Origin of the sequence: Paenibacillus wuxiensis, assembly GCF_040195695.1 — a bacterium.
In the GTDB taxonomy this organism is placed as follows: Bacteria; Bacillota; Bacilli; order Paenibacillales; family Paenibacillaceae; genus Paenibacillus_B; species Paenibacillus_B suaedae.
Genome location: NZ_JBEFZI010000003.1, coordinates 133,045 through 158,963, shown reverse-complemented (window position 1 = coordinate 158,963; position 25,919 = coordinate 133,045). Strand labels below are relative to the sequence as shown.

Annotated in this window: 23 protein-coding genes; all 23 read left to right on the top strand. The window is 48.7% G+C overall.

From position 1 onward, the window contains the following. Positions 1-2 precede the first annotated feature (2 nt). The 23 genes from ABN764_RS07015 (at position 3) to ABN764_RS06905 (ending at position 25,836) form a co-directional block, all read left to right on the top strand. A complete protein-coding gene (locus ABN764_RS07015; RefSeq protein ID WP_446671421.1) occupies positions 3-1,103 on the top strand; it encodes an NADH-quinone oxidoreductase subunit D in 1,101 nt (366 codons plus the stop codon). Further along, positions 1,103-2,113, top strand: a complete 1,011-nt coding sequence (gene nuoH, locus ABN764_RS07010; protein WP_021257167.1) for an NADH-quinone oxidoreductase subunit NuoH — start codon at positions 1,103-1,105, stop codon at positions 2,111-2,113. Before ABN764_RS07015 ends, nuoH begins: the two co-directional genes overlap by 1 nt. Positions 2,114-2,129: 16 nt before the next feature. Next, on the top strand, positions 2,130-2,582 hold the full coding sequence (nuoI, locus tag ABN764_RS07005; protein ID WP_021258897.1) for an NADH-quinone oxidoreductase subunit NuoI: 453 nt from the start codon (positions 2,130-2,132) through the stop codon (positions 2,580-2,582). Further along, positions 2,575-3,102 carry an NADH-quinone oxidoreductase subunit J gene (locus ABN764_RS07000; protein WP_021258896.1) on the top strand — a complete coding sequence of 176 codons (528 nt, stop codon included), beginning with the start codon at positions 2,575-2,577 and terminating at the stop codon, positions 3,100-3,102. Before nuoI ends, ABN764_RS07000 begins: the two co-directional genes overlap by 8 nt. Then, positions 3,099-3,410 carry an NADH-quinone oxidoreductase subunit NuoK gene (gene nuoK / locus ABN764_RS06995; RefSeq protein WP_021257164.1) on the top strand — a complete coding sequence of 104 codons (312 nt, stop codon included), beginning with the start codon at positions 3,099-3,101 and terminating at the stop codon, positions 3,408-3,410. The genes ABN764_RS07000 and nuoK overlap by 4 nt, the downstream gene beginning before the upstream one ends. A gap of 20 nt (positions 3,411-3,430) precedes the next feature. Continuing rightward, positions 3,431-5,329, top strand: a complete 1,899-nt coding sequence (nuoL, locus tag ABN764_RS06990) for an NADH-quinone oxidoreductase subunit L (protein ID WP_446671420.1) — start codon at positions 3,431-3,433, stop codon at positions 5,327-5,329. Beyond that, a complete protein-coding gene (locus ABN764_RS06985; protein WP_021257162.1) occupies positions 5,330-6,940 on the top strand; it encodes a complex I subunit 4 family protein in 1,611 nt (536 codons plus the stop codon). Between the two features lie 4 nt (positions 6,941-6,944). After that, the gene (locus tag ABN764_RS06980) at positions 6,945-8,498 is read left to right on the top strand and encodes an NADH-quinone oxidoreductase subunit N (RefSeq protein WP_174809447.1); all 1,554 of its coding nucleotides are present in this window, start codon (positions 6,945-6,947) and stop codon (positions 8,496-8,498) included. Between the two features lie 374 nt (positions 8,499-8,872). Further along, positions 8,873-11,752, top strand: a complete 2,880-nt coding sequence (locus tag ABN764_RS06975) for a S8 family serine peptidase (protein ID WP_446671419.1) — start codon at positions 8,873-8,875, stop codon at positions 11,750-11,752. A 12-nt stretch (positions 11,753-11,764) separates the two neighbouring features. Further along, positions 11,765-12,025 carry a DUF1146 family protein gene (locus ABN764_RS06970; protein ID WP_021257159.1) on the top strand — a complete coding sequence of 87 codons (261 nt, stop codon included), beginning with the start codon at positions 11,765-11,767 and terminating at the stop codon, positions 12,023-12,025. Between the two features lie 296 nt (positions 12,026-12,321). Next, on the top strand, positions 12,322-13,650 hold the full coding sequence (gene murA, locus ABN764_RS06965; RefSeq protein ID WP_446671638.1) for a UDP-N-acetylglucosamine 1-carboxyvinyltransferase: 1,329 nt from the start codon (positions 12,322-12,324) through the stop codon (positions 13,648-13,650). A 417-nt stretch (positions 13,651-14,067) separates the two neighbouring features. Further along, a complete protein-coding gene (gene spoIID, locus ABN764_RS06960; protein WP_446671418.1) occupies positions 14,068-15,249 on the top strand; it encodes a stage II sporulation protein D in 1,182 nt (393 codons plus the stop codon). Positions 15,250-15,413: 164 nt separating this feature from the next. Continuing rightward, the gene (locus ABN764_RS06955) at positions 15,414-16,208 is read left to right on the top strand and encodes a peptidoglycan DD-metalloendopeptidase family protein (RefSeq protein WP_446671417.1); all 795 of its coding nucleotides are present in this window, start codon (positions 15,414-15,416) and stop codon (positions 16,206-16,208) included. Between the two features lie 349 nt (positions 16,209-16,557). Further along, on the top strand, positions 16,558-16,845 hold the full coding sequence (gene spoIIID / locus ABN764_RS06950; RefSeq protein ID WP_021257153.1) for a sporulation transcriptional regulator SpoIIID: 288 nt from the start codon (positions 16,558-16,560) through the stop codon (positions 16,843-16,845). A 168-nt stretch (positions 16,846-17,013) separates the two neighbouring features. Then, positions 17,014-18,012: a rod shape-determining protein gene (locus ABN764_RS06945; RefSeq protein WP_021257152.1), complete on the top strand. Its 999-nt coding sequence runs from the start codon at positions 17,014-17,016 to the stop codon at positions 18,010-18,012. A 45-nt stretch (positions 18,013-18,057) separates the two neighbouring features. Beyond that, the gene (locus ABN764_RS06940) at positions 18,058-18,936 is read left to right on the top strand and encodes a flagellar hook-basal body protein (RefSeq protein ID WP_446671416.1); all 879 of its coding nucleotides are present in this window, start codon (positions 18,058-18,060) and stop codon (positions 18,934-18,936) included. A 23-nt stretch (positions 18,937-18,959) separates the two neighbouring features. Next, positions 18,960-19,784: a flagellar hook-basal body protein gene (locus tag ABN764_RS06935; protein WP_174809717.1), complete on the top strand. Its 825-nt coding sequence runs from the start codon at positions 18,960-18,962 to the stop codon at positions 19,782-19,784. Positions 19,785-19,801: 17 nt separating this feature from the next. Continuing rightward, on the top strand, positions 19,802-20,275 hold the full coding sequence (locus ABN764_RS06930; RefSeq protein ID WP_083545107.1) for a DNA-directed RNA polymerase subunit beta: 474 nt from the start codon (positions 19,802-19,804) through the stop codon (positions 20,273-20,275). A gap of 182 nt (positions 20,276-20,457) precedes the next feature. Beyond that, positions 20,458-20,991 (top strand): CDP-alcohol phosphatidyltransferase family protein, encoded by a 534-nt coding sequence (locus tag ABN764_RS06925; protein ID WP_021257148.1) that lies wholly within the window; start codon positions 20,458-20,460, stop codon positions 20,989-20,991. A gap of 279 nt (positions 20,992-21,270) precedes the next feature. Beyond that, entirely contained in the window at positions 21,271-21,702 is a 432-nt protein-coding gene (fabZ, locus tag ABN764_RS06920; RefSeq protein ID WP_021257147.1) for a 3-hydroxyacyl-ACP dehydratase FabZ, read from the top strand. Between the two features lie 189 nt (positions 21,703-21,891). Then, complete coding sequence (locus ABN764_RS06915; protein ID WP_268624080.1) at positions 21,892-23,898, top strand: DUF5693 family protein; 2,007 nt, start codon at positions 21,892-21,894, stop codon at positions 23,896-23,898. After that, the gene (csaB, locus tag ABN764_RS06910; protein ID WP_446671415.1) at positions 23,874-25,064 is read left to right on the top strand and encodes a polysaccharide pyruvyl transferase CsaB; all 1,191 of its coding nucleotides are present in this window, start codon (positions 23,874-23,876) and stop codon (positions 25,062-25,064) included. Before ABN764_RS06915 ends, csaB begins: the two co-directional genes overlap by 25 nt. Before the next feature lie 13 nt (positions 25,065-25,077). Continuing rightward, positions 25,078-25,836: a WecB/TagA/CpsF family glycosyltransferase gene (locus ABN764_RS06905; RefSeq protein WP_021257144.1), complete on the top strand. Its 759-nt coding sequence runs from the start codon at positions 25,078-25,080 to the stop codon at positions 25,834-25,836. Positions 25,837-25,919: the final 83 nt, after the last annotated feature.

Sequence of the window (25,919 nt, the reverse complement as noted above, 5' to 3'; positions counted from 1 at the left end):
CTGTGATTCGTACAGAAGAACTATTGCTTAATGTTGGACCGCAGCACCCGAGTACGCACGGTGTATTCCGCATCGTCGTCAAGATTGATGGCGAGGTGATCAAGGAAGCGACCCCGGTAATGGGATATTTGCACCGCGGAACGGAGAAGCTTGCGGAAAACTTGAACTATACGCAAATTATTCCTTATACCGATCGTATGGATTATGTGTCCGCCATGACGAACAACTATGTACTCGTGCATGCCGTTGAGAAGCTGATGCAGCTGGAAGTTCCGGAGAGAGCAGAGTTTCTCCGACTTATCGTTATGGAATTGCAACGTGTAGCAAGCCATTTGGTATGGTGGGGGACGTATTTGCTTGATATTGGGGCGATGAGCCCGTTCTTATTTGCGTTCCGCGACCGGGAGATCATTATCGATTTGTTCAACGAACTATGCGGGGCACGGCTGACATACAACTACATGCGGGTCGGCGGCGTCAAGTGGGACGCGCCTCCAGGCTGGATCGACAAAGTCCGCGAGTTTGTTCCATACATGCGCAAAAGGCTGGATGAATACAACAAGCTCGTAAGCGGCAATGAAATTTTCCTGTCCCGCATTAAAGGAATCGGTACTTATGATGCGGAAACGGCAATCGCATATGGACTTAGCGGTGCCAATCTGCGCTGCACGGGAGTGAATTGGGATTTGAGGAAGCAGGAGCCTTACAGCCTGTACGATCGATTCGAATTCGATGTTCCACTTGGAACCCGTGGGGACTGCTATGAACGGTATTTGATTCGTGTTGAAGAGATACGGCAAAGCTTACGCATTTTGGAGCAGGCTGTGGAGCAGTTCCCGAGCGAGGGAGAGACAATGGGCAAAGTGCCGCGCGTCATACGTCCGCCTGCTGGTGAAGTATACGCTCGTATTGAATCGCCACGCGGAGAGATTGGCTGCTATGTCGTATCCAAGGGCAAGGCGGAGCCGTTCCGGTTGAAGTTCCGTCGGCCGTCCTTCGTTAATTTGCAAATACTGCCGAAGCTGCTCGTAGGCGAAACGATGACGAATATGATTACCATACTGGGCGGGATCGATATCGTCGTCGGGGAGGTGGATGCATAGTGGGGGACTTGTTGAATCAGACGCTCACGTGGCAGAATGGTCTAATTTTTATTGCATGGGGAGTTGTTCTTCTTTTCGTCGTCCTTGGCTTCGTAACCTATGCGATTTACTTCGAACGCAAGGTCATCGGCTGGATGCAGCTGCGTCATGGTCCTACACGGGTAGGTCCGCTTGGACTGCTGCAGACGGTTGCTGATATATTGAAACTACTACTCAAGGAAGACACAATACCTCGCAAGGCTGATAAAGCACTATTCATCTTGGCTCCAGTCATCACGTATGTACCGGCATTTGCGGTCATTGCGACGATTCCTTATGCCGCTAATCTAGGCTTTGCTGATCTAAATGTAGGATTGTTATATTATGCCGCATTGTCCAGCATCTCTACCATTGGTATTATTTTAGGAGGGTGGGCGTCCAACAACAAATACTCTCTGCTTGGCGGAATGCGCTCAGCGGCGCAAATGATTAGCTATGAAATTCCGCTCGTTATCTCAGTCGCGGGTATAATCATGTTGAACGGATCGCTCAGCTTGCGTACCATTGTAGAAGGGCAAGGCAACTATTTTTGGGAATGGAACTTTATCCCGCAAATCATCGGATTCATTGTCTTCATTATCGCGGGGGTATCTGAGTTGAATCGTACCCCATTTGATTTGCCAGAAGCAGAATCAGAGCTTGTTGCGGGTTATCATGTTGAATATAGCGGCTTCCGATTCGCCTTCTTCATGTTGGCGGAATACGTGTATGTATTCGCACTCTCGGCACTGACGACGGTCTTGTTCCTAGGCGGTTGGCATCCACCGCTCCCGTTCCTCGATTTCATTCCGGGGCTGCTGTGGTTCATCCTGAAATTTTCATTCTGCGTCTTCTTCCTATTCTGGCTGCGTGCAACGATGCCACGTATACGCGTAGACCAATTGATGGGCTTTGGGTGGAAGGTGTTGCTGCCGCTTGCCCTGCTTAACGTCTTCTTGACGGCGTTTTACATCGAAATTTTCAACAAATAGGCTAGGGGTGAGATCCGTGAAAGGACTGTTGAAGGGTCTAGGCGTTACATTCAAGGCGATGACGTCGAAGAAGGTCACCTACAAATACCCAGATGTTCCGCTTGAAATGCCCGACCGTTTTCGCGGCATACAGCATTTCGATCCGGATAAGTGCATCGTATGCAATCAATGTGCCCGCATCTGTCCAACGGAATGCATTACGTTGACAGGCAAACCGAATCCAGATCCAGAGAAGAAGGGCAAAGTGATCGACACGTACGATATAAACTTTGAGATTTGCATTTTGTGCGATCTTTGTACGGAAGTATGTCCGACTGAAGCAATTGTCATGACCAACAATTTTGAACTGGCGACATACAGTCGCGATGACTTGTTCAAAAATTTGAACTGGCTGAACGACAATAATGTCAATGTTCGTCAAGAGAACAACTCCGCCATGCCGAAGGGGGGCGCGAAGAAAAGTGTTTAACTTCTCTTTGGATTGGACAGGGGAGACGATAGTCTTCTTCGTGTTGGCCATCTGCATTATTTCCGGCGCGGTATTGATGCTTAACTTTACGAAGGTTGTACATATGGTCGTCTCTGTTGCCTTCTCCTTCCTAGGGTTGGCAGGGATGTACGTGCTGTTGGATGCTGAATTTGTTGCTTTTGTACAGGTACTTGTTTATACAGGCGCGATATCGATACTCATGATTTTCGGAATTATGATGACCAAGCACGATAAGCAGGATGAGGCATTCGTCAAGCCGTGGAAGGAAGCGTTAGCCGCGATAGGCTGTATTGCCCTGTTTGGAGTGCTATTCTTCTCTATTCGCAGCTCTGAGTTTCCTGTACATCAAGACGCTGCATTGGTTCAGGATAATACGCTGAATATCGGGAAGCAACTGTTCACAGAGCATGTCATTCCGTTCGAGCTGCTGTCTGTTCTGTTGACGGTGGCCTTTATCGGAGCAATTGTGCTGGCTAAGAAGGAGGCGGATGAAGGATGAGTACGATGCTTGCTTCCTTTTTAACACTTGCTGCTATATTGTTCTGTATTGGTTTATATGGTGTATTAACAAAGCGCAATGCAGTTATTGTGCTGTTGTCCATTGAGTTGATGCTCAATGCGGCGAACTTGAACTTGATTGCCTTTTCGAAATACGGGGTCGTACCGAGCCTGAAGGGGCAAATTTTCTCTCTTTTTACAATTGCGATTGCAGCTGCAGAAGCGGCAATTGGTGTCGCCATCCTTATCGCGTTGTACCGGAATCGCGGAACGGCCAACGTGGACGAATTTGACGACTTGAAGAGATAATCGGTAGGGAGGATACGACAATGGAATCCGTCTTTTCGCAATTCGCATGGGCTATCCCGGTCATTCCGCTGCTCGCGTTCCTCATACTGACGGCATTTGGCCGCCAGATGAAAGGCGCAGCCGTTCTGCTCGGTGTCATCAGCTCTCTTGCTGCGTTCATTCTGTCTGCGCTCCTCTTGTGGGAGCGGGTGTCCGGAACGATGGAGGACTATACACGGAGCTTTGATTGGATTCGCTTCGGTGACATCCGCCTGGAGTTCGGATTCGATGTGACGAACTTGAACGCGCTAATGCTCGTCATTGTCACGCTGGTCAGCTTACTAGTAAATGTATATTCCAAAGGCTACATGCATGGTGATGAGCGGCAAACGGTGTTCTACGCCTATATTGCGCTCTTTACCAGCTCGATGCTTGGACTTGTGCTGTCTCCAAACTTACTCCAGCTCTATATCTTTTGGGAGCTTGTAGGGGTATGCTCATTCCTCCTCGTTGGATTCTGGTATGAGCGTCCTGCAGCACGTGCTGCGGCTAAGAAGGCCTTCATCGTCACACGGATCGGAGACGTTGGTTTATTTATAGCACTGCTGCTTCTGTTCTGGTACATGCCGGGTCATGCGCTTGACTTCGGATCGATCAGCAATGTGTTCAGCAATGCAGATACACTGGCACAGAGCGGTATATCTGCCGGACTGACGACATGGATTGCATCTCTCATATTCGTAGGAGCGGTTGGCAAGTCGGGTCAATTCCCGCTGCATACCTGGCTCCCAGATGCCATGGAAGGGCCGACACCGATCTCAGCACTCATCCATGCGGCTACGATGGTTGCGGCAGGGGTATATCTCGTTGCACGTACGTTTGATATTTTCCACATGTCGCCTACGGCAATGACGATTGTCGCGAGTGTTGGAGGATTTACTGCGATCTTTGCAGCGACGATTGCAATCGCACAGCGCGATTTGAAGCGCATCCTTGCATACTCAACGGTTAGTCAGCTCGGCTACATGATGATGGCGCTTGGTCTTGGGGCTGTGACCGCAGGGGTGTTCCACCTGTTTACGCACGCCTTCTTTAAGGCGCTTCTGTTCCTCGGAGCGGGAAGCGTCATTCATGCTGTACATACACAAGATATATTCAAGATGGGCGGCGTTGGCCGCAATATGAAGGTTACAGCTTGGACATTCGGTATTGGCGCACTGGCACTGTCTGGTATTCCTCCTCTGTCCGGCTTCTGGTCTAAGGATGCGATCTTGACAGCGGCTTGGGATCAGAATAATTGGCTCTTATTTATTATTGGTGCAGTTGCTGCATTCTTTACCGCTTTTTATATGGCGCGTTTGTTCTTCCTCGTATTTACAGGGGATCCATCAGCAGACAGCGAGGCTTCCAGGGCGCATGAATCGCCATTGTCTATGACAGTGCCATTGATCGTGCTCAGTGTACTGTCTGTGGTTGCAGGATTCGTCAACACTCCGTTCGGGGGCAGCTTCGGCACCTGGCTCACAGGCGAAGAAGTAGGTGAGCACGCAAATATCATGGTGATGATTGTATCGGCGCTTATCGGTGTATTGGGTATTGGACTTGGATATGTCATGTACGGACCAGGTCGCAAGCGTCAAGATACGCTCGAACATACGGCAGCACCTGTCTATCGTCTGCTTGCCAACAAATATTATATTGATGAACTATATCAAATCGTATTTGTTCGTAGCCTATCGGGTATTGGGCAACTGCTGAAGGCAATCGATAAATGGGTAATAGATGGTCTGGTACGCTTGGTAGCATGGTTTACAGTCAGTGTTGGCCGAACATCGCTGCGTGTGCAGAACGGTCAACTGCAAACTTATGGCCTGGTATCCCTGTTTGGCTTTGTCGGATTGATTCTGCTCGTGCTGGCACTTGGAAGGAGGTTCTGGTAGATGCTGAATATACTTTCTTCGATGCCGCTGCTAACGCTGCTGACCTTCTCTCCGCTTCTTGGAGTCATTGTGCTTCTGTGCATTCCGCAGGGGCGTACACGTGCGATTCAGGTGACAGGCATTGTAACGACATTCGTGCCTCTTCTACTGGCGCTTATCATTTATGGCAATTACGATGCACTCGAGCAAGGCAAAACCATAGCAGAGCAATGGTCATGGATATCGATTCCGCTCAATTCAGAATTGATTGAAGGGCTAAGCTCATGGGCATTTACGATTCAATATCATTTGTCGATAGATTCCTTATCGTTGCCGCTCGTGGTAATGACCACGATCGTAGCTTCGATGGCGGCGTTTGCTTCCTTGTATGTGAAGAAACGCTGGAAGTCGTATTTTATTCTTTTCCTGCTGCTTGAAGTTGGAATGCTGGGTGTCTTTATGGCACGTGATTTGTTCTTATTTTTCATGTTCTTCGAATGGACGCTGGTACCGACTTACTTCCTTATTGGTATCTGGGGCTATATGCATCGCGAGAAGGCTGCGAATCAATTTCTGCTGTACAATGGGCTCGGTTCTGCGCTTCTCTTAGTTGCCTTCATTGTACTTACGGTGACAGCAGGCTTTGCACCTAACCCGGACATGGCGGCGAATGGCCATTACGTATATACGGGCAATCTTGATGTCATTATGAAGAACATTAATGATGCGACTTCTTTTATATATCAAGAGCAGAGCGGCGTATATTTGTCTGACAGCATGCGGACGTTTGTCTTTTTCTTGCTCATTGTAGCCTTTGGTGTGAAGCTCCCGATCTTCCCATTCCACACATGGATGCTGCGCGTGCATGCTGAAGCTCCGGCACCTGTGGTGATGCTGCACTCAGGAATATTGCTGAAGATGGGTGCTTACGGTCTTATTCAGTTCGGAACAGCATTGCTTCCAAAGGAGACCGCATCTTGGGCAGTACTACTAGCAGTACTGGGTGTTATTAATGTGCTGTATGGGGCCATACTCGCCTTTGTGCAGACAGAATTTAGACTTATCTTAGCTTATTCTAGTATTAGTCATATGGGCTTCGTTCTGCTTGGTATCGCAGCGATGAATGACATTGGGCTTCAAGGTGCTGTTGTGCAGATGGTCTCGCATGGATTTATCTCTGCGTTGTTCTTCCTGCTGGTAGGCGCATTATTGGAGCGTACAGGAACAACAAAAATTGGCGAACTGGGTGGATTAGCGAAGGGCATGCCATTCTTGTGTGGCATCTTATTGCTGTCAGGCTTGGCATCGTTAGGCTTGCCAGGCTTGTCGGGATTCGTAGCAGAGCTTCTGTCCCTGCTTGGTCTGTTCGGAACGATGAAATGGGCAGCCATTCTTGCTGCACTTGGGATTATATTAAGCAGTGTCTATGTGCTTCGTGGGGTACTGGCAATCTCTTATGGGCCAAGAGACGATCGCTATGCAAGCTTGAAGGATGCCAGACTTGTCGAAGCTGTGCCGATCATGGTGCTGACGGCATGCATTATTTTAATCGGATTGTTCCCATCATTCGTTACGGCTCCGATTGATAATGGCGTCGAGCATGTCATTGAATTATTCAAGGTGAGGGGGTAGGCCCATGGAAGCGACTACAGTTAAACTGCTGCAATTGGGCGATCTCGCACTGCTGGCACCTGAGCTGACGCTTGTTATTGCAGCGATTGTGATCTCGCTCATTGATTTGGCGCTGCCCCGTCGTGTGAACCGGGATATTATCGGGGGGCTGTCCCTGCTGGGCGTTCTAATTTCGCTTGGCTTCGTGGTATGGAAGTTGTATCAACGAACATTACTTAACGAGGAAGCGGCTCGGTCTATGCAGCTGCTCAATCAAAGCTATCGCGTTGATGATTTTGCCCTGCTGCTCAAAATTGTATTTCTTACCGGTACGGCACTCATACTGCTAATGAGTATCGGTAATATAAGGGATAAGGAGATTCCGCATCGCGGCGAATATTATTACTTGCTGCTTCCAGCTGCACTTGGCGCGATGATCATGGCTTCATCAGGAGATCTAATTACGCTCTATGTTGGTCTAGAATTGTTGAGCATTACTTCCTACATTCTCGTTGGGTTGAAGAAGAATGACCGGAAGTCATCAGAAGGTGCATTCAAATACGCGGTACTGGGAAGTGTAGCGTCTGCATTTATTTTATACGGGATGTCCTTTGTATACGGCATGACAGGAAGTACGCAGCTTGGTGCGATTGCAAGAGGCTTGGCGGATCAAGTTCATTCCTTCGAACCGCTCATCTATGTCAGCTTTTTACTCATGCTGGTGGGCTTCGGTTTTAAGGTTGCAGCAGCACCATTCCATGCCTGGTCACCTGATGTATATGCGGGTGCGCCAACACCTGTCGCTGCCTTCTTGGCAGTTGTATCCAAAGGTGCGAGCTTGGCAATTTTGTTCCGCATATTCTATAGTCTGTATTTTGGTCTGGGTGTCAATAGGGATATGCTCATCTATCACGACTTCGCAACGATTCTTCTCGTGCTAGCAGCGGTGTCTATGGTGATCGGGACAACAATGGCGCTCAAGCAGTCGAATGTCAAGCGGCTCCTAGCTTTGTCTGGTATTGCGAATGCAGGTTACCTGCTTGTGCCGATTGGGCTCGATATGTTGGATGGATCGTGGCATTCATCGAACTTCTCGGAGTTCCTATTCTACTTGTTAGCCTATTTATTTACGACGATCGGTGCGTTTGCCGTCCATACGGTTATGGAGCGCGCTGCAGGCCATGATGAAATGAAGGGATATGCTGGCCTGTATTATCGTTCTCCGTGGCTAGCTGTAGCGATGACCGTACTTGTGCTGTCACTTGCAGGAATCCCAGTTACAGCCGGATTCATGGGTAAGCTGTACATCATTTTTGGAGCAGCTGCCAACCATGCGGTATGGCTCTCTGTGCTCATGATGGTAACAGGCGTAATCTCCTTCTACTTCTACTTCGGCTTCATACGCCAGATGTATATGCGTGCTGGCAATGAGGATGAAGTTCGTATATCGATTACTCAACGAGCAGTCATCGCCTTATGCGTATTGATTGTACTGCTGCTCGGTGTGTTCCCTGGCTTCGTCGTGAAGGTCATTCAACATGTGTTCTCTATTGGAGTAGATTTGCTGATCCGCATGTAATCGGAACACAGGTTAGTTGGAGCATGGAATGACGTATAGGCTAGTATGTGCTAGCGGAGAATCGAGGTCTCTCACGAGAGACCTCGATTCTTTTTTTGTAAATGTAGGACTCAGGACTCAAATTGATCGATACGAACAGGAAAGCATGTCTCCATGGCGAAACTTTATAACGTTTAACGTGTAAAGGTATATTGTGATTGAATGGATGGGAGAAACGTCGGTTGCTTGTCTTTACCATTCATTGACGTGAATAAAGAGCAAGGTAGAGGTCGGAAGAATTGGATTCGGTGACGAATTTGGTCATCTTCTCGTGGAATCATGTTTTAACACCCTCTAGCACAGGCCTTCGGAACAAGAATAGGAAGGGATTCATTATGAAACGATTGCCTCGCGTCGTCGTGACTGGCACCATCATTGTACTATCAAGCATGCTGCTGATAGAAGCGTCAGGCATGCGCCAAGCGATCTCGCCGATATACGAGGTAAGGTTGGAGGAGGCGACGCAGCGAAGCTGGACGAATGAGCAGCTATCGCCATCTGCGAGTCTTGTCAGGAATGAGAACCATGAGGAGGAAGCAACCTCATGGATTGTTAAATGGAAACAAGGGGCACAGGATGACGTATTATTGCGTCGAAGTATAGTAGAATCAGAACAGGAATCAGTAGGAATTATGGTTGTTCGACCTAAGGAGGAAGAGAAGTCGGAAGATTGGCTTCGCGATGCCAAGCGCTCGGACGATATCGAATACATCCAGCCGAATCATACGGTTCGCACGCTGCAATCGGTGATAAAGCCGAATGATACTTTATACGGGCAGCAGCACTATTTGCAGCAAATCGGAATTGAAGCGGCATGGACGAAGACAAGGAGCAATTTGTCTACTACAATTGCGCTGGTTGATACGGGGGTTGACTTTAACCATCCCGATTTGAAGCCGAATATCGTGAAGGGGGTTAACCTGCTAGATACAGGTATCCCACAAGATGATAACGGTCATGGTACCAGCGTTGCCGGCGTCATCGCAGCAGTAGGCAATAATAACAAAGGGACAACCGGAATTCTATGGTCAGCCAAGATTATGCCTATTAAGGCACTTGATGCTAGAGGCTATGGCGATGAGGATAAATTAGGTGCGGGCATTCTATACGCTGTCGATCACGGTGCCAAAATCGTTGTCATGTCGGTTGGACTGTACCGATATTCAAAGTACATGGAAGAGATTGTGAATTACGCCGAGCAGAAAGGCGTTCTACTCATTGCAGCTACTGGAAATGATGGCAAACGCTTTGGAGAGAAAATCGCGGTCAAATATCCAGCTGCTTATCCTACGGTGCTCGCCATCGGTGGAAACACAAGACAGCAGCGGGTAGAGCCGCGTTCGAATACGGGGCCAGAAGTGGATCTCGTTGCACCGTGGCATGTATTTACCACAGCATTAGGTGGTGGCTATGCTGCTGAGGAAGGCACCTCGATGGCGGCTCCCCAAGTAGCTGGAGTGGCGGCATTGCTGTGGAGCCAATATCCTGAACTGAAGCCATATCAAATTCGTCAGCATTTACGGAAGACGGCGAAAGATATCGAAGCCCAAGGCTGGGACCAGCTTAGCGGATACGGGATGCTGCGTGCCGATCAAGCGCTCTTGAATCCGGTAGAGAAGGATCCATTTGGGACGAATACAACTCGTGATAAGGCAAGGGTGTTCCCGATTGACACTTCCTTAGCAGCAGAATTGAACGGGAAGAAGAAGAATAACTGGTTCGTCGTAGATGCACCCTACGATGGAACACTAGAGTTGAACGTGCAGCGAATTCAAGGAACTAGTAAAATCGGAATCACACATTTCTTAGCAGATAGTCGTTCGGGTACCGCGTATAGTCACCCTATTAGCAAGCCGCTCACCGTTCCAGTTAAAAAAGGGAAGAATGTGTTTCGATTCTATGCGGAAGAAGCTGGCGCAGCCATATCTTACAAACTGTCGTCACGCTTTCTCATTTATGAGGATCCGTTCGAACCGAATGACAAGCAGTTTCAAGCATATGCCCTGCCTGCACGGACGCAGGATATTGTAGGGACATTCAGTCATGCTTCCGACTTGGATTGGTATACGATTCAACTGCCGACCAAGGCGACACTTCGGTTGAAACTAGACACAGACACCGTGCGTATTGACCCAGCGATAGAGATTCGCGGTTCACAGATGGAAACGCGATGGGTGGATGAACAGAAGGAAGGCCAAGCTGAATCGGTAGTTCTGCCTGACTTGCCCGCGGGCAAGTATTATATATTGGTGCAGAATGCAGTAACAGCTCGTCCTGAAGCAGTGGCGGGAGAGTATAAGCTGCATATTGAATACCTGACTCAGTTCACGGATCCGAATGAGCCGAATGATAAAGTATACGAAGCGATCACAATGAGTGAAGGAACGGAATATAAAGGTGTCTTTCATGAGGATAATGATGTGGATTGGTTCCAATGGAAAGTGAAGGAGCAGGCGTATGGGCACTTTCGGATAGGCAATGTGCCTTCGAATCGTGTGGTGACGATGTCCGTTCTGTCGAGAGAGCAGAAGGTGCTTGCCTCAGCACGCAACCGGTTGGGTGAATCCGCTGTAGAATTGGGCACTGAGCTGGAGCCGGGCACGTACTACGTTCGACTCACGACAAGCGATAAGTTCGACACACAGTTCTATTCCTTATCTGTGCAGGCAGATCCACTTGTGGCTGGGTTCCGAGACATAGGGGGGCATTGGGCTAAGGATTCAATCGTCCGAGCAGTCAAGTCAGGCTGGATTAACGGTTATCCTGAAGCGGAATTTGGCCCGGATCGGCCGATCACTCGTGCAGAGGCTGCGTCCATTCTCGCCAATGCGTTTAAGTTGAATGCGAAGGGAAAGCAGACAACTTCATTCAAGGATGTCACTTCGAAGCATTGGGCGTATTCTGCGGTATCACGAGTTGCCAATGCCGGTATTGCGGGGGGTGTTGGTGGTCAGCGCTTCGCGCCCAACCAGAAGGTGAAGCGTTCGCAGATGGCGGTAATGATCGGCAATGCACTTCATCTGAAGGCTGGAGCGATAAGCACGGGGCCGTTTGCGGATGTTCCTGCTGTCCATTGGGCAGCCCCTATGCTGGCTGAGATGAAGCGACAAGGGTACGTGCATGGTTATGAAGGCAATACGTTCGAGCCGGATCGCGATGCGACTCGGGCTGAGTTCGCAGCGATGCTCCTCGTTGCCTTGGATAGGAAATCGTAAGGAGGAGTCTAAGTGGGCGGAAATGAAACATGGACACAGGTCACCTCGTCTGTAGGCTGGAGTGGTGCGATTCAAATGATCATTACACTGATGTGCATTGCACTCGCGTGGTGGGCACTACAAAATGTAAAGATCGATTTGTTCATTCGGCATCCGCAGAGCCCACAAGGCAAAATGGTTCATTTGATTTTAGCCATTTTGGTTGGCCGGGCAGTGGCACAGTTTTTTGTCGATTATTGGAGCTGGACACAATCACTGCGTTTTCTGTTTTGAAACCATCAATAATGGTTAAGAGGAATTGGACGGCGGTACACCGACGGGGTTAATACCGTAATTTCCTCTTGATTAAACCCCGTCCGGCAAGGGTTCAAGCACTTGTCGAATAACATCGAATGAAGATGTCAACACTGGATGATAGCCCCAAGGAAAATGTGGAAGGGTCTGTCGAAAAATATCGCTTGTCCATAGCTGTAAAGCAGTGGTATGATGTAATTTGGAAATCAAAAGAACGTACCATTTTTTACAGATATACGGATAATGGGGCGAAATAAAGCGCGGAGGGAAACATGATGAGTAAATTTATCGTCCGCGGAGGCAACCGATTGACGGGTACTGTGCGTGTTAGTGGCGCGAAGAACTCTGTACTTCCGATCATCGCTGCTTCGTTACTGGGAGAAAAAGGCGTTAGCGTAATTTGCGATGCACCTCCACTTGACGATGTGAAAACGATACACAATGTACTAGAAAAATTAGGTGCAAGCCTTACATATGCCGACGAAACCATTCGTGTGAATGCGGAGAACCTTCATTCTTTTGAAGCCCCATATGAGTTGGTACGTAAGATGCGAGCATCATTCCTCGTCATGGGCCCATTGCTGGCTCGCGCAGGACAGGCGCGTATTTCTCTGCCTGGTGGATGCGCTATTGGGAGTCGTCCGATTGATCAGCATTTGAAAGGCTTTGAAGCTATGGGTGCGGTTATCGGTCTTGGACAAGGATATATTGAAGCGAAAGTGAACGGCCGACTGAAGGGTACCAAGATTTACTTGGACTATGCGAGTGTCGGTGCGACGGAAAATATTATGATGGCCGCTACATTGGCCGAAGGTACAACAATTATTGAAAATGCAGCTCGTGAGCCGGAAATCGTCGACTTGGCGAACTATCTGAACAAGATGGGCGCAGTCGTACGCGGTGCAGGAACAGGCGTTATCCGCATTGAAGGTGTGGATCACTTGCATGGTGCAGAGCATACGGTTATCCCTGACCGCGTCGAAGCAGGAACTTATATGGTTGCTGCAGCGATGACAGGCGGAGATGTGTATGTGGAAGGTGCGATTGCAGATCATCTTGGTCCTGTTATTGCGAAGATGGAAGAGATGGGCATTACGATTGATCCGGATGAGAATGGTATCCGCGTCCGTGCGGAACAGCCGTTGAAGGCTGTCGACGTAAAGACGCTTCCATACCCTGGATTCCCGACAGACATGCAGTCGCAAATGATGGCATTGCTGCTTGCAGCAGAAGGCACATCTGTAGTGACCGAAACGGTATTCGAAAACCGCTTCATGCATGTGGATGAATTCAACCTGATGAATGCAAACATCAAGGTTGAAGGCCGTACTTCTGTCGTAACAGGCCCGGCTAAGCTAAGAGGTGCTAAGGTAACGGCAACTGACTTGCGTGCTGGAGCTGCATTGATCTGCGCAGGGTTGATTGCGGAAGGCACAACAGAAGTCGGAGGCGTTCATCATATTGATCGTGGTTATGTGCACTTAGCAGAGAAGCTGTCATCGCTCGGAGCAGATATCTACCGCGTTAAGATGAATGAAGAGCCACAAAGCGTGAAAGAAGAGAAGGAAGAAGGGACTTTTCGAGCACAGCCAACTTGGGCGTAAGCCTATCGTGAGCTAAAGCTGGAGAAGGAGCTTCCACCCGGATCATATAGACAATTGCATCGATAGAATAGGTGTACCGGCTAGACATAAAGCCGCCTCGTGAAGAGGCGGCTTTTTTGCGTGTATATGATTTTGGGTGCAGATGTTTTGAGTATGTGCTGTTTTGCATGAAGATGTCCTGGTACGTATACGATTTTTAGAATGTATCCGCATGTGTAGATGACGAGTTGCTGGTAGTTATGTATCGAACCTAGAAACCTTCTACACGTAATCAGGAAGGGATACGAGGGTATGTGGTTCTGTCTTCTCTTAAAAAAGCATAGGGTAGAGAAAGAGGAGGATTGATTCTGTTCTTTTCGTGAAATGCTAGATAAGAAAGTGAGAGGAATCGTTAAAATAGAAAGAGGAGTGAGACCAATGGCAACGCAACCGATGTTATCTGCGCAGGCGCGGCGGCTCGCACGTTGGCTGAAGCCGCGCCTGCGCCTTGGCGGCAGGGGCCGCTGGGGCCTGCGAAGACGCCCCCTGCCGCTGCTTGCGCGCACTGCCCTATGGGCTGGCGCGCTTATTGCGCTCGCGCTGCTCATGCCGCTCCTGCTGGTGCAAGAGCACCAGCAGGGGGTAAGCACGAGCGCCCGTAGCGAGCGCGCGGCGCCGCAGGCGCCGAAGGTGTCGCCGCCGCCCAGCACAGCGGCGGCGCAGCCCACGGTGCGCGTGTACCTGAGCGGCACGCGCCAAGTTGAGAGCGTCGCGCTGGAGCAGTACGTGCGCGGCGTCCTCGCAGCAGAGATGCCGAGCAGCTTCGAGCTCGAAGCGCTCAAGGCGCAGGCGATGGCCGCCCGCACGTACATTATGCGCCGCCTGCTGTCGCAGGATACAAGCGGCGCACCTGAGGGGGCCGACGTAACCGATACCGTCGCCCATCAAGCCTATAAGCCGCTCTCAGAGATGGAGCGGCTGCCGAAGGAAGCGGCGGCGAAGCTGAGCCGCGCCGTAGAGGAAACAGAGGATCAGATTATTACGTATGAAGGCAAACCGATTATGGCTGCATTTTTCTCCACAAGTAATGGATATACCGAGAATGCCGAGAATTATTGGGGGAACCCGGTCCCTTACTTGAAAAGTGTGGCAAGCCCTTGGGATGAACGGGTAGCGCCGCGATTTGCGGAGAGCACTACATATAAGGTAGAGGCGCTTCTATCAGAACTAGGTGTATCCGCGCAAGCATTGAAGCTGCAATCCGGTGGCGGGACATCAAATAAGTCCGGATCCGCGCAAGCCATTCGGAATCAGCTCCGGATCTTATCCCGTACCCCCGGTAAGAGAGTTGGTCAAGTTCAAGTCGGTACAGAACAGTTCACAGGTCGCGAAATTCGAGAGAAGCTAGGGCTGCGATCGAGTGCATTTGATTGGAGCATGGTGGATGGAAAACTAGTCATTACTACGTACGGTTTCGGGCATGGTGTTGGCATGAGCCAATACGGTGCGCAAGGAATGGCCAAAGAAGGGGCTACTGCGGAACAAATCGTAACGTACTATTATAAAGGTGTGAAGGTGGACAAAGCTTCGAAGTTAGCATCGGCTAAACTAAAAGGATAGTTCAGCAAGACGCAGATCAATTATGCAGAGATGCAGGGAAAGCCCTTGTTATATAAGGAGCTAGACTTCTTGCAGAAGCATTGGTAGCTTCATATCTTAAAAATTAGCATTTCTACGTATAAAAGTACTAGCCTCGGTAACAATGGTTACTGAGGTGATCACAAATGAGTGAACAAAACCAAAATCAAAACTCAAAAAACAAAACAACGATGAATACATCTACGACAAGCACAGCAAATCCGTCTGAAGCCTCCAAATCGATGCAAGGGGCTCAAGCGGTTCACACATCCTCATGGAGAAAGCTGTTGTCGAAGAAATGGGTATTCCCCGCTTTGTACATGGCCGCAGCAGCAATTATCCTAACTCTAGTCTGGGTCTATCAAGACTTGAATCACAAACCGCTCGACCCAAACAAGGATGCGACGCAAGCAGGGCAAACAATCAAGCAAGGCGAATCAACTGCAGGTACAACAACTGGAACCAAAGAGGACGCAGTCGAAGTAGTTGCAACCAACGAAACACTCGGTTGGCCAGTGGCGAATTCTGGTGATGTAGATGTCGTCATGCCGTACTATGACGAGAAGGCTTCGAAGGAAGAGCAAGCGGCAGCAATGGTGCAGTACAAGCAAACCTTTACTCCGAATGTAGGTATCGACTTGGCGCGCAAGGACAAGCAGGCATTTGATGTAGTAGCTGCAATGAGCGGTAAAGTAACACGTGCTGAACAGCATGCGACGAATGGATTTGTTGTCGAAGTGGATCATGGCAATGGCATGAAGACAGTATATCAGAGCTTGGCTGATGTGAAAGTAAAGCAAGGCGATGCTGTGAAGAAGGGCGACGCGCTAGCTACAGCAGGTCGCAGTGAATTGGAGAAGGAACTGGGCGTTCATGTTCACTTTGAGGTGTACAATGAGAATAAGCCAGTAAATCCGACAACGGTTCTGGTTAAAAACTAATTCAGTTAAACATGGTAACAACATCGGGCGTATGTCTTAAGGGCATTCGTCCGTTTTTTATTTGTAGGAGGAATAGCGGAATTGAAACGAACTTTTTCTAATATTTTTTTGCTCTCGCCACTCCAATGATGAATGATCGAATTCACGGATTACCAGGAAGCGGAATTCCGCTTGACTAAGCTTTTTTTCCTGTTTTAACTTTGCTTGGATTGCCTTGTTGTTCGACTTGTCCGATGAGAGCCTTGGCAAAAATATCGGCTAAGCCAAGCTTGTCAGGTTCGGTTACAACGCATAAGTGTGCGACCCACTCATATAATGTACCAATTAAACCGAGTAGGGAGGCGGGAACGTGCACGACTACATCAAAGAACGGACCATCAAAATCGGCCGCTGCATCGTCGAAACGAAGCATACGGTTCGTACTATCGCTAAAGAGTTCGGCGTGTCTAAAAGCACGGTGCACAAAGATTTGACCGAACGGCTGCCCGAGATTAACCCCGATCTGGCTGATCAGGTGAAGCACATTCTCGAATACCATAAGTCCGTTCGTCACTTGCGTGGTGGAGAAGCAACGAAGATCAAATATAAGAAGACGACTTCAAAAAAACGTGAGGTGATGACGGCCGGTAAATCCTAAACCACCACCCCATTCCAATAACTTTTTAAAATGTGAGCTGCCCTCCAATCTGTCATTGAACGTAGCAGAGAAAGTATGATATGGTAAACGATGAGTAAATATTTTGCAGAAAACGGTCGTAATTTCTCGATTTAAACATGAAAAATGAATGTGGAGGCTCTCGAACTTATGCTTAGCAAGGATATTGGAATTGACTTGGGAACGGCAAACGTTCTCATCCATGTCAAGGGGAAGGGGGTCGTCTTGAACGAGCCTTCGGTTGTAGCAATCGAAAGCGATTCAAAGCGAGTCCTCGCCGTGGGGGAAGAAGCCCACAGAATGGTTGGTCGGACACCGGGCAATATCGTACCCATCCGCCCGCTTAGAGACGGAGTCATCGCTGACTTCGAAGTTACGGAAGCAATGCTGAAGCACTTTATTTCACGAGTCGGCGGTCGCAAATGGTACTCGCACCCACGCATCTTGATTTGCGCGCCGACAAATATTACTTCAGTAGAACAGAAGGCAATTCGCGAAGCGGCTGAGAAGAGCGGTGCCAAAGATGTTTTCCTGGAAGAAGAACCGAAGGCGGCGGCAATTGGCGCGGGTATGGATATCTTCCAACCGAGCGGCAACATGGTCGTTGACATCGGCGGCGGAACGACGGACGTGGCGGTATTGTCCATGGGAGACATCGTTACCGCCTCTTCTATTAAAATTGCTGGGGACAAGTTCGACAGCTCCATCATGAAATATATAAAATCCAAGTATAAGTTGCTAATCGGAGAGCGTACGTCTGAAGATATTAAGATTAACATCGGGACGGTGCGTGAAGGTGGACAACGGGAAATGGACATCCGCGGACGTGACATGGTTTCGGGCCTCCCATATACCGTAACGATCACATCCGATGAAGTTCGAGAAGCTTTGTGGGATCCAATTTCTTCGATTGTCGCTGCTGCGAAGTCGGTATTGGAACGGACACCGCCCGAATTGTCGGCGGATATTATCGATCGCGGCGTCATTTTGACTGGCGGCGGGGCGCTTCTTGATGGATTGGACGAGCTGATGGCTGACGAATTGAAGGTTCCTGTGCTTATTGCAGAGGATCCAATGCACTGCGTCGTCAAAGGTACCGGAATCATGCTGGATAATTTGGACAAGGTCGTTAAGAAATCATTCGTTTAATCCGATATACATTGTATATGCTTTGATAGATCGGGAGGAAACGACATGATTAGAGGTTTATATACAGCTGCCTCGGGCATGATGACCCAACAACGGCGGCATGATACGGTTACGAATAATATAACGAATATCAATACGCCCGGGTTCAAGTCAGTAACAGGGGCAGTGCGTTCATTTCCTGAGATGATGCTGTCCTTACAGGGCGGAGATCAAGGGGCAGGTCGTACCATTGGCCGCTTGAATACAGGGGTATTCGCGGAAGAGAGCCGTATGCTGTTCAACCAAGGCGATCTGATGCAGACGAATCAATCAGGCGACTTTGCATTATTGACGGATTTGGGCGTCCCGGGCGTGGTCTTTGATGCTTCGGGCAAGGGACGGGATGCGCAAGGCAATATTGTTTATAAGCCGGAAGCATTCTTTACGGTTCGGGAAGGCAATGAGTTGCGTTTTACGCGTGATGGCCATTTTCGCTTGAATGCCCGCCATGAGCTGACGACGGCAGACGGAGCACTAGTGCTGAACCGGAATCAAGCTCCAATTGTATTGCCGGCGAATGTGTCGATAGATGATATCAAACTGGATGGGACAGGCCGGATGTATGATGCGCGAACGAACGCTGCGATTGGAGGGGCAGATCTGCTCATTTCCCGTATCGACAATCCGAATCAGCTTATTCGGACGGGGAATGGCCGCTTCCGACTGGACGCAACAGGGGCTGGTCAAGCAGCAGTCGCGTGGACAGCTGGTGATCAACAGCAAATTCAGGTACAACAAGGTTATTTGGAGCGTTCTAATGTAGATCCTACGCAATCGATGACGGATATGATGACGGCATTCCGTGCCTATGAGGCGAATCAGAAAGTCGTTCAATTCTTTGATAAGACGCTGGAAAAGACGGTCAATGAGGTAGGGCGCGTCTAAGCGCTTAGAATAGGAGGAACGATATGAACCAGTCTATGATTTCTGCAGCCTCTTCGATGAATGGCATTCAGCGCAAGCTGGATATCGTCGCGGACAATATGGCGAACTTAAATACGAACGGTTATAAGCGGAAGTCAGCGACATTCGCTGATGTGCTTACGAATGTAAGACAGCATGATAAGGATTACCGCCAACCAGGAAGAGCGACCCCGATGGGATATACGCTTGGCTATGGATCTTATTTGACTGCATTAAGTCGAGACTTCACGCAAGGGGCATTGAAGCAAACAGGTGTAAGCACGGATTTTGCGTTGGAAGGCAACGCGCTATTCGAGCTCGAACTGGACAATGGTCAATCTGCTTGGATTCGAGAAGGCGCTTTTCATTACACGATTGATCCGAATACGAAGGAAAAGGTGCTTGTGACGGCTCAAGGGGATAAGGTGCTGGACAAAGACGGCGCTGAGATCCGAATTGGACTGGATCAAGAGATACAGGTTAATGACAAGGGGCAAGTATTCGCGACGAAGAACGGCTTGACGGTTGTTCCGAATCCGATCGCTACGCTGAAGGTAGTAAAGCCGATCAGTCCAGAACTCCTTATTCAGACAGAGAACAACTATTACGTAATGGCCCCAAATACGAACCGCAATGCTATTGTGGAGGATCTTGATCTTACACAAAACCAAGCGGTTCACGTTCGGCAAGGCATGATTGAGCAATCGAATGTATCGCTGATCGACGAGATGAATGACTTGATTCAAGCGCAGCGAGCGTATCAGATGTCCGCTCGGGCCTTGACTTCCGGAGACGCGATGTGGGGGCTTGCGAATAACCTTCGCGCGTAAACGAAGCAGGTGAGATAATGAGTGACCAAGAAGGGAAAGACAAGAAGCTGCTCGATTATGAGTACGAGCCGCTGCAACAGGATATATCGTTAGCGCGTCTGCACCGCTCTCATTCCGGCTCGGAACCAGAGGATGTGGAGACGAAGACGGAGGCCGAATCCGACGTTCATGAGGAATTGCCGGTAGTGGGCAAGCCTGCTCAGCAGCCAGTATTCGAAGAGCGGCGCAAGCAGCGTCTGCGCAAGGGTAAGGATGCTGCTAAGCCAGCGTCTGAGGTGGAGCAGGAAGAACCTCAGCCACCTCAGCAGAAGCCGGTTCGTCGTTCGAAGGCAGGGAAGTGGATTTTTCGACTGGCCATTGTCCCACTGTTATGCGTGCTAGCCACATTCGGCGGAATGGTTGCCGGATTTGTCGTGTTAGGTAAGGGCTCTTTTACAGATGCACTGAATATAAATACATGGACACACTTGTTCCAACTTGTGTTCGGATAGCGGAGTCCCCACTTTGTGGGGATTTTTTGCTTGTTTGGTGGCCGAAAGGACTTTGTCCGTCATCGCTCCCCCCTTGAGGGCTATAGGGAGCTATACGATTTGATAAAGTTTCATTTTTGTTTTCGGGCATGTATAATGAGTTGGAGGAACAATGAAAATGGGGGGAACTGGGGGTTTTGAGGTTGAATTTACCGAATATGTTGACGATGATTCGATTCGTTCTCATCCCCGTATATGTGGCTTTGTTCTTCATAGGTGAGCGGTACGCCGCATTCGGAGTTTGGTTGCTCGCTGGACTGACCGATATTCTGGACGGGTATATCGCGCGCAAACATAATTTAGTAACGAATATCGGCATGATGTTGGATCCATTAGCAGATAAGCTTATGATGTTGACCGTCATGTTTTCTTTGCTATGGTCTGGAGATATGCCATGGATGGCTGCTGTAGCGATGCTGATTCGAGATGCAGGGATGATTGCATGTTCCGCTTTATTTCATTTCAAGGGAAAGAAGACAGTGCCTGCGAATTGGATGGGGAAATTGACGACAGTCTTTTATTATATCGCGATCCTGTTCGTCTACTTCCAATGGACTTATGCAGTTGAGCTCTTATGGGTGGTTATCGTATTCTCATTCCTTACATCCTTTATGTATGCGCTCTTGTTTATTCGAATCAATCGCAAGGAAGAGGCAGAAGCTGAGCATCGGGTATGATGCAGGCATGTCTTTTGTGGACAACGAAGGAAATGTTTTACCTTGATGACGATTCGTCATTTGTTTTACGTTCAAGTTACTTGTCTTTACTTGTCTTGCTAAGACAGAATGACTTGCATGGAAGTTGCGCATTCTGATTCTAAGAAGAGAGCTCCCCGAACAGCCGAAGCTGCGGGAAGCCCCTTATCTCAACCTTCAGGCCTGCAGTCATGAAGGATGATCTTAGTATTGACGCATAGCTGTCGTCTTATACGGCAGAGGAAGAGAGGAGATTGTATTATGTTGACAGTTGAGCAAATCCAGGAAATTATTCCACACCGGTACCCTTTTCTGCTCGTTGACCGTATTCTTGAAGTAGAAGAAGGCAAGCGTGCCGTCGGAATTAAGAATGTTACAATGAACGAGCCGCATTTTGCAGGTCACTTCCCTGGTTATCCGGTTATGCCGGGAGTTCTCATTGTTGAAGCGCTCGCACAGGTTGGTGCAGTAGCTATTTTGAAATTGGAGCAAAATCAAGGGAAACTTGCTTTCTTTGCTGGAATCGACAATTTCCGTTTTCGTGGACAAGTCGTACCTGGCGATACGCTTACACTTACAGTAGAGATTACACGATTGAAGGGGACGATCGGCAAGGGACAGGCTACAGCCAAGGTTGGCGATAAGGTCGTTGCTGAAGGTGAATTAATGTTCGCATTGTCGGATCGCGAGTAGAATACAGCATAGGTGGAATCATTTGCAATGAATGCAGAGAGTTCGGTTATTCTATGGATAACCGGAGCTGAACATTAGCTGTGTGCCATCGGTGTCGAATGGACTCGGAACTCATCGAATGATGCACAGTAGAAGCGTTGTGATATTCCACATGATGATGTATTCGGAATGGCTTAAGGAGGGAAACAAGTGTTTCAACAGGTAGAGAAATGGAACCGACAAATGAAAAAGTGGCTATGGCTTGTGGTCATTGTCGGACTGGTAGCTGCTATTCCTGTAGCAGTGCAGCGCGTACAGACAGAACAGTCGGCAAATAAGGTTGAAATTGTATTCAATTATCGTAATTTGGTCGATATGTCTGCGCTGATGCCCAAGCCAAATGAGTTTATTGATGAGCAGTTGGGACGCTTAAAAGATGCAGGCGTTCACACGATGGCGTTGTTCGAAAGTAATTTGTCGGATATGAAGTCCGCACGCAGATTGTTGATTTACAACTCTAGCGATGCAGCAACGCTGCAGAAGAAGCTTCCGCCTCTAAATGAAAATTATACATATCTTTTGTTCACGTCATCTGAGAACGAACAGAAGCTTTCTCCTATGATTGAGAAGACTTTCCTTCGTTTGGGTGTAGAGGTTCGTACGTGGCAGCATGAAGGCCACAATGGATTGATCTTAGAAACTCCGGTTGAATCCGCAGTAATGAAGTCAATGCCACAGGATCCAATCACAATTCAGATGCTTGTGGATAAAGGATATACAATTATGCCGCGTTTGTCCGACAGCTCGGAATATGATCAAGAGCAAATGGATGAGCTGCTGCAATACTACAATTCATTGGGCGTAACGCGTATTCTCTTTGATGGCGATGCAGTTAAAGGCTTTAATGATGATGCAGAGAAAAAAAGTTTGACAGGCTTTGCTGATTTATTAAATAAGCACAACATTGGTATTGCTGCGATTGAAGGCTTGAAGAAGCCGCAGCAGGGGATGAACAAGCTTGCTTATTTGACGAAATATAATGTAGTTCGACTTCATTCGATTAACGATCAGGAGTCATTCAATGAAATCGATGTATTAGCTGATCGCTTCTCGCTTGCTACGAAGGATCGCAATATTCGGATGATTTATTTGAACGCAGGTGTGAAAAAAGATATGAAGAAGTCTGAGATTGTGACTTCCATTGATAATCTGATTCACACACTGAAAGAGCCTGGAGATGCAATTGCATCAATTGAGAAAAACGGATTTACAATGGGTACAGCTGAACCATTTACGGTATTTGACGCTTCTTGGCAGAAAATTGCGAAGATTATCGTAGTTATTGGCGGCGTAGCATTAATCGCGCTGATGCTTTCTTATTTTGTGCCGGCTGTGATGCTTCCCGCCTTCGTTCTGGGCTTGATTGGAAGCGCAGGAATGTACGCATTGAAGCCAGCCTTCTTCGAGCAAGTGCTTGCCCTTGGGGTGGCGATAAGTGCGCCAACGATTGCGATGGTGCTCGCTGTTCGAAGAGTGGACATGAGTCCTCCGGTTACAAGCTTCAAGGCTCGCTTTGGCAAATCGGTTGGATTGTTCTTGCGCACGACGGTGTTGTCGCTGATGGCTATTCCGTTCGTGATTGCATTGCTTAACAACATTACGTACAGCCTTGTAATAACTCAATTCCGTGGAGTCAGTCTGCTGCACTTCCTACCGATTGGCCTTACCGCATTGTATATCTTCCTCTACCGTGGAGATTCTGTTGTGAAGGAAGCCAATCGTTGGCTTAAGATGCCGGTTACGGTATTGATGGTCGTGGCTGCTGGCATCGCGGGCGTAGTTGGAATGTACTACCTATCGCGTACGGGGAACGCTGGAAACGTATCTTCCTTGGAGAAATCATTCCGTTCCTTGCTTGAGAATACGTTGGGTGTTCGTCCGCGAAATAAAGAGTTCTTGATGGCGCACCCATTGTTCTTGATTGCGGCATTTGCAGCATACCGTTATCGGATAGCTCTATATGCGTTCATCATCGCTGTTATTGGCCAGTTGTCTATGGTTGATACGTTCGCTCATATCCATACGCCGATCATCATGTCGACAATTCGCACACTCCTTGGTCTTGGCCTTGGGCTGGTTATCGGAATTATTGGCATTTTCGTATGGACTATCATTGAAAGGTGTTGGGATGCATGGCGTCCAAAGCTACAAGAATAGTACTGTCCGGATATTACGGATTCAATAATAGTGGTGACGAGGCGGTTCTGTTGTCGATACTGACCGCCTTGGAACGTGCTGGCGAAGAAGCTGGCATGGCAATCGAGCCTGTCGTATTGTCTGGTGATCCAGAGACAACGACTCGGTTGTATGGGGTAGAAGCTGTGCATCGAATGAAGCCCGGAGCCTTGCTGGGTGCGATTCGTAGCAGCGATGGGTTGATTAGCGGCGGCGGAAGCTTGCTGCAGGATGCGACCAGTTCGAAGACGATTCCTTATTACTTAGGTGTGCTGAAATTGGCACAGTGGTTCCGTAAGCCGACGTTCATTTATTCGCAAGGAGTTGGTCCGGTAAACAGCCAGTCTTTCTATCCGTACATTCGTCACGTATTTAACCGAGCTGCTTATGTGTCTGTACGTGATCGGGAGTCTGCAGAGCTCTTGATGCGAATGGGAGTAGGGCAAGATGCGATCCATGTTGTACCTGATCCAGTAATGGGTCTTCGGTTGCCGTCATCTAAGCCTGGGCAGCCCGCACTCGATTATGGGATAGGGTTCGATGCGGCAGGCCGCCCCTATGTTGGGATTTCCCTTCGATTCTGGAATCAAGATCGATCCGATATGAATGCGATCGCTGATATGCTGCTTCAGCTTAGTCGGATGCGGAAAGTCCATTTGCGGTTTTTGCCGTTCCATGGAGCAAGTGATGAAGAGGCATCCCGTTATGTCATGAAGAAGCTTGAGTGTGAGGTTTCCGAAGTAGATGGATTGTGCGGCGTCCCATCAGCTGCTGCTTCTGAAGCTGGCACAGTGATGAGCTTATGCGCTCCGCTTGAGCATCCTCAGTCCATGCTGCAGGAAGTAAGTCAATGCCGGGTATTAGTCGGAATGCGATTGCATTCTCTCATTTATGCGGCCTCCCAAGAGGTGCCGCTTGCTGGTATCTCTTATGATCCGAAGATCGACCAATTCCTGCATCGACTGCAGGAAGAGGCGATTGGCACAACAGCCAAGCTAGATGCTGCTCGTGCTGCATCTCATATGTGCTGCTTGCTCGATGATGTAGATGGCTGGCGCGAGAAACATCAAAAAGCAATAACTTTATTGAAGCAAGAAGCAGAACAGCCAGCGCAACAAATTGTGCAATGGCTGCGTCATAAGGCGTAAGGTGGTTTGTGATATGTTAGAAATGAAGGATGTACCTAAGGTTTCGATTTACGGCATTCCCTTTTCCAAGTTGAATATGGAAGATACCGTAAAGCTTCTTGTTGATCATATTGACGCTGGGCGCTCCATTCAGGTGATTACAGCGAATCCCATCATGGTGATGGCCGCCTTGGAGAATGATAAGAATATGGCCGTCATGAAGCAGGCGGACTTGGTTGTTCCAGATGGAACAGGCATTGTCTGGGCAGCTAATAAGTTCGGTGATCCTGTCGTTGAACGAGTAACGGGCTTCGATCTGCTGCATGAGCTGCTGAAGATGGGTGAACCGCGCAAGTGGAAGGTGTATCTCTTGGGTGCAGCTCCAGAGGTGGTTCAAGCGGCAGCAGAACGGTTACAAGAACAGTATCCGTCCATCTCCATTGTCGGATACCGAGATGGCTTTTTCAAAAGTGATGAAGATGAAGAAGTTATTGCACAAGTTCGTGCGGCGAATCCTGACTTGTTGTTCGTTGCTCGCGGAGCCGACACACAAGATCCTTGGATTGCAAAATATCGCCAACAGCTGCAAGTTCCCTTTATGATGGGTGTTGGGGGCAGCTTTGATGTTATTTCAGGCAAGGCCAAGCGGGCACCAATGTGGGTACAGAAGCTGCGTATTGAATGGCTGTATCGCTTAGTCAAGGAACCGAAACGCTTCATGCGAATGATGGCATTGCCTAAATTTGCTTGGAAAGTGATGCGGGATAAAGATAAGCCCACAAAAGTGCAGTAAAATGACGCTTAATCTTTCATTTTCGTAAGTTTTCACATGAATCCGGCATTGGTGTTTCCATTTTGAACGGAGTATAATTCGAT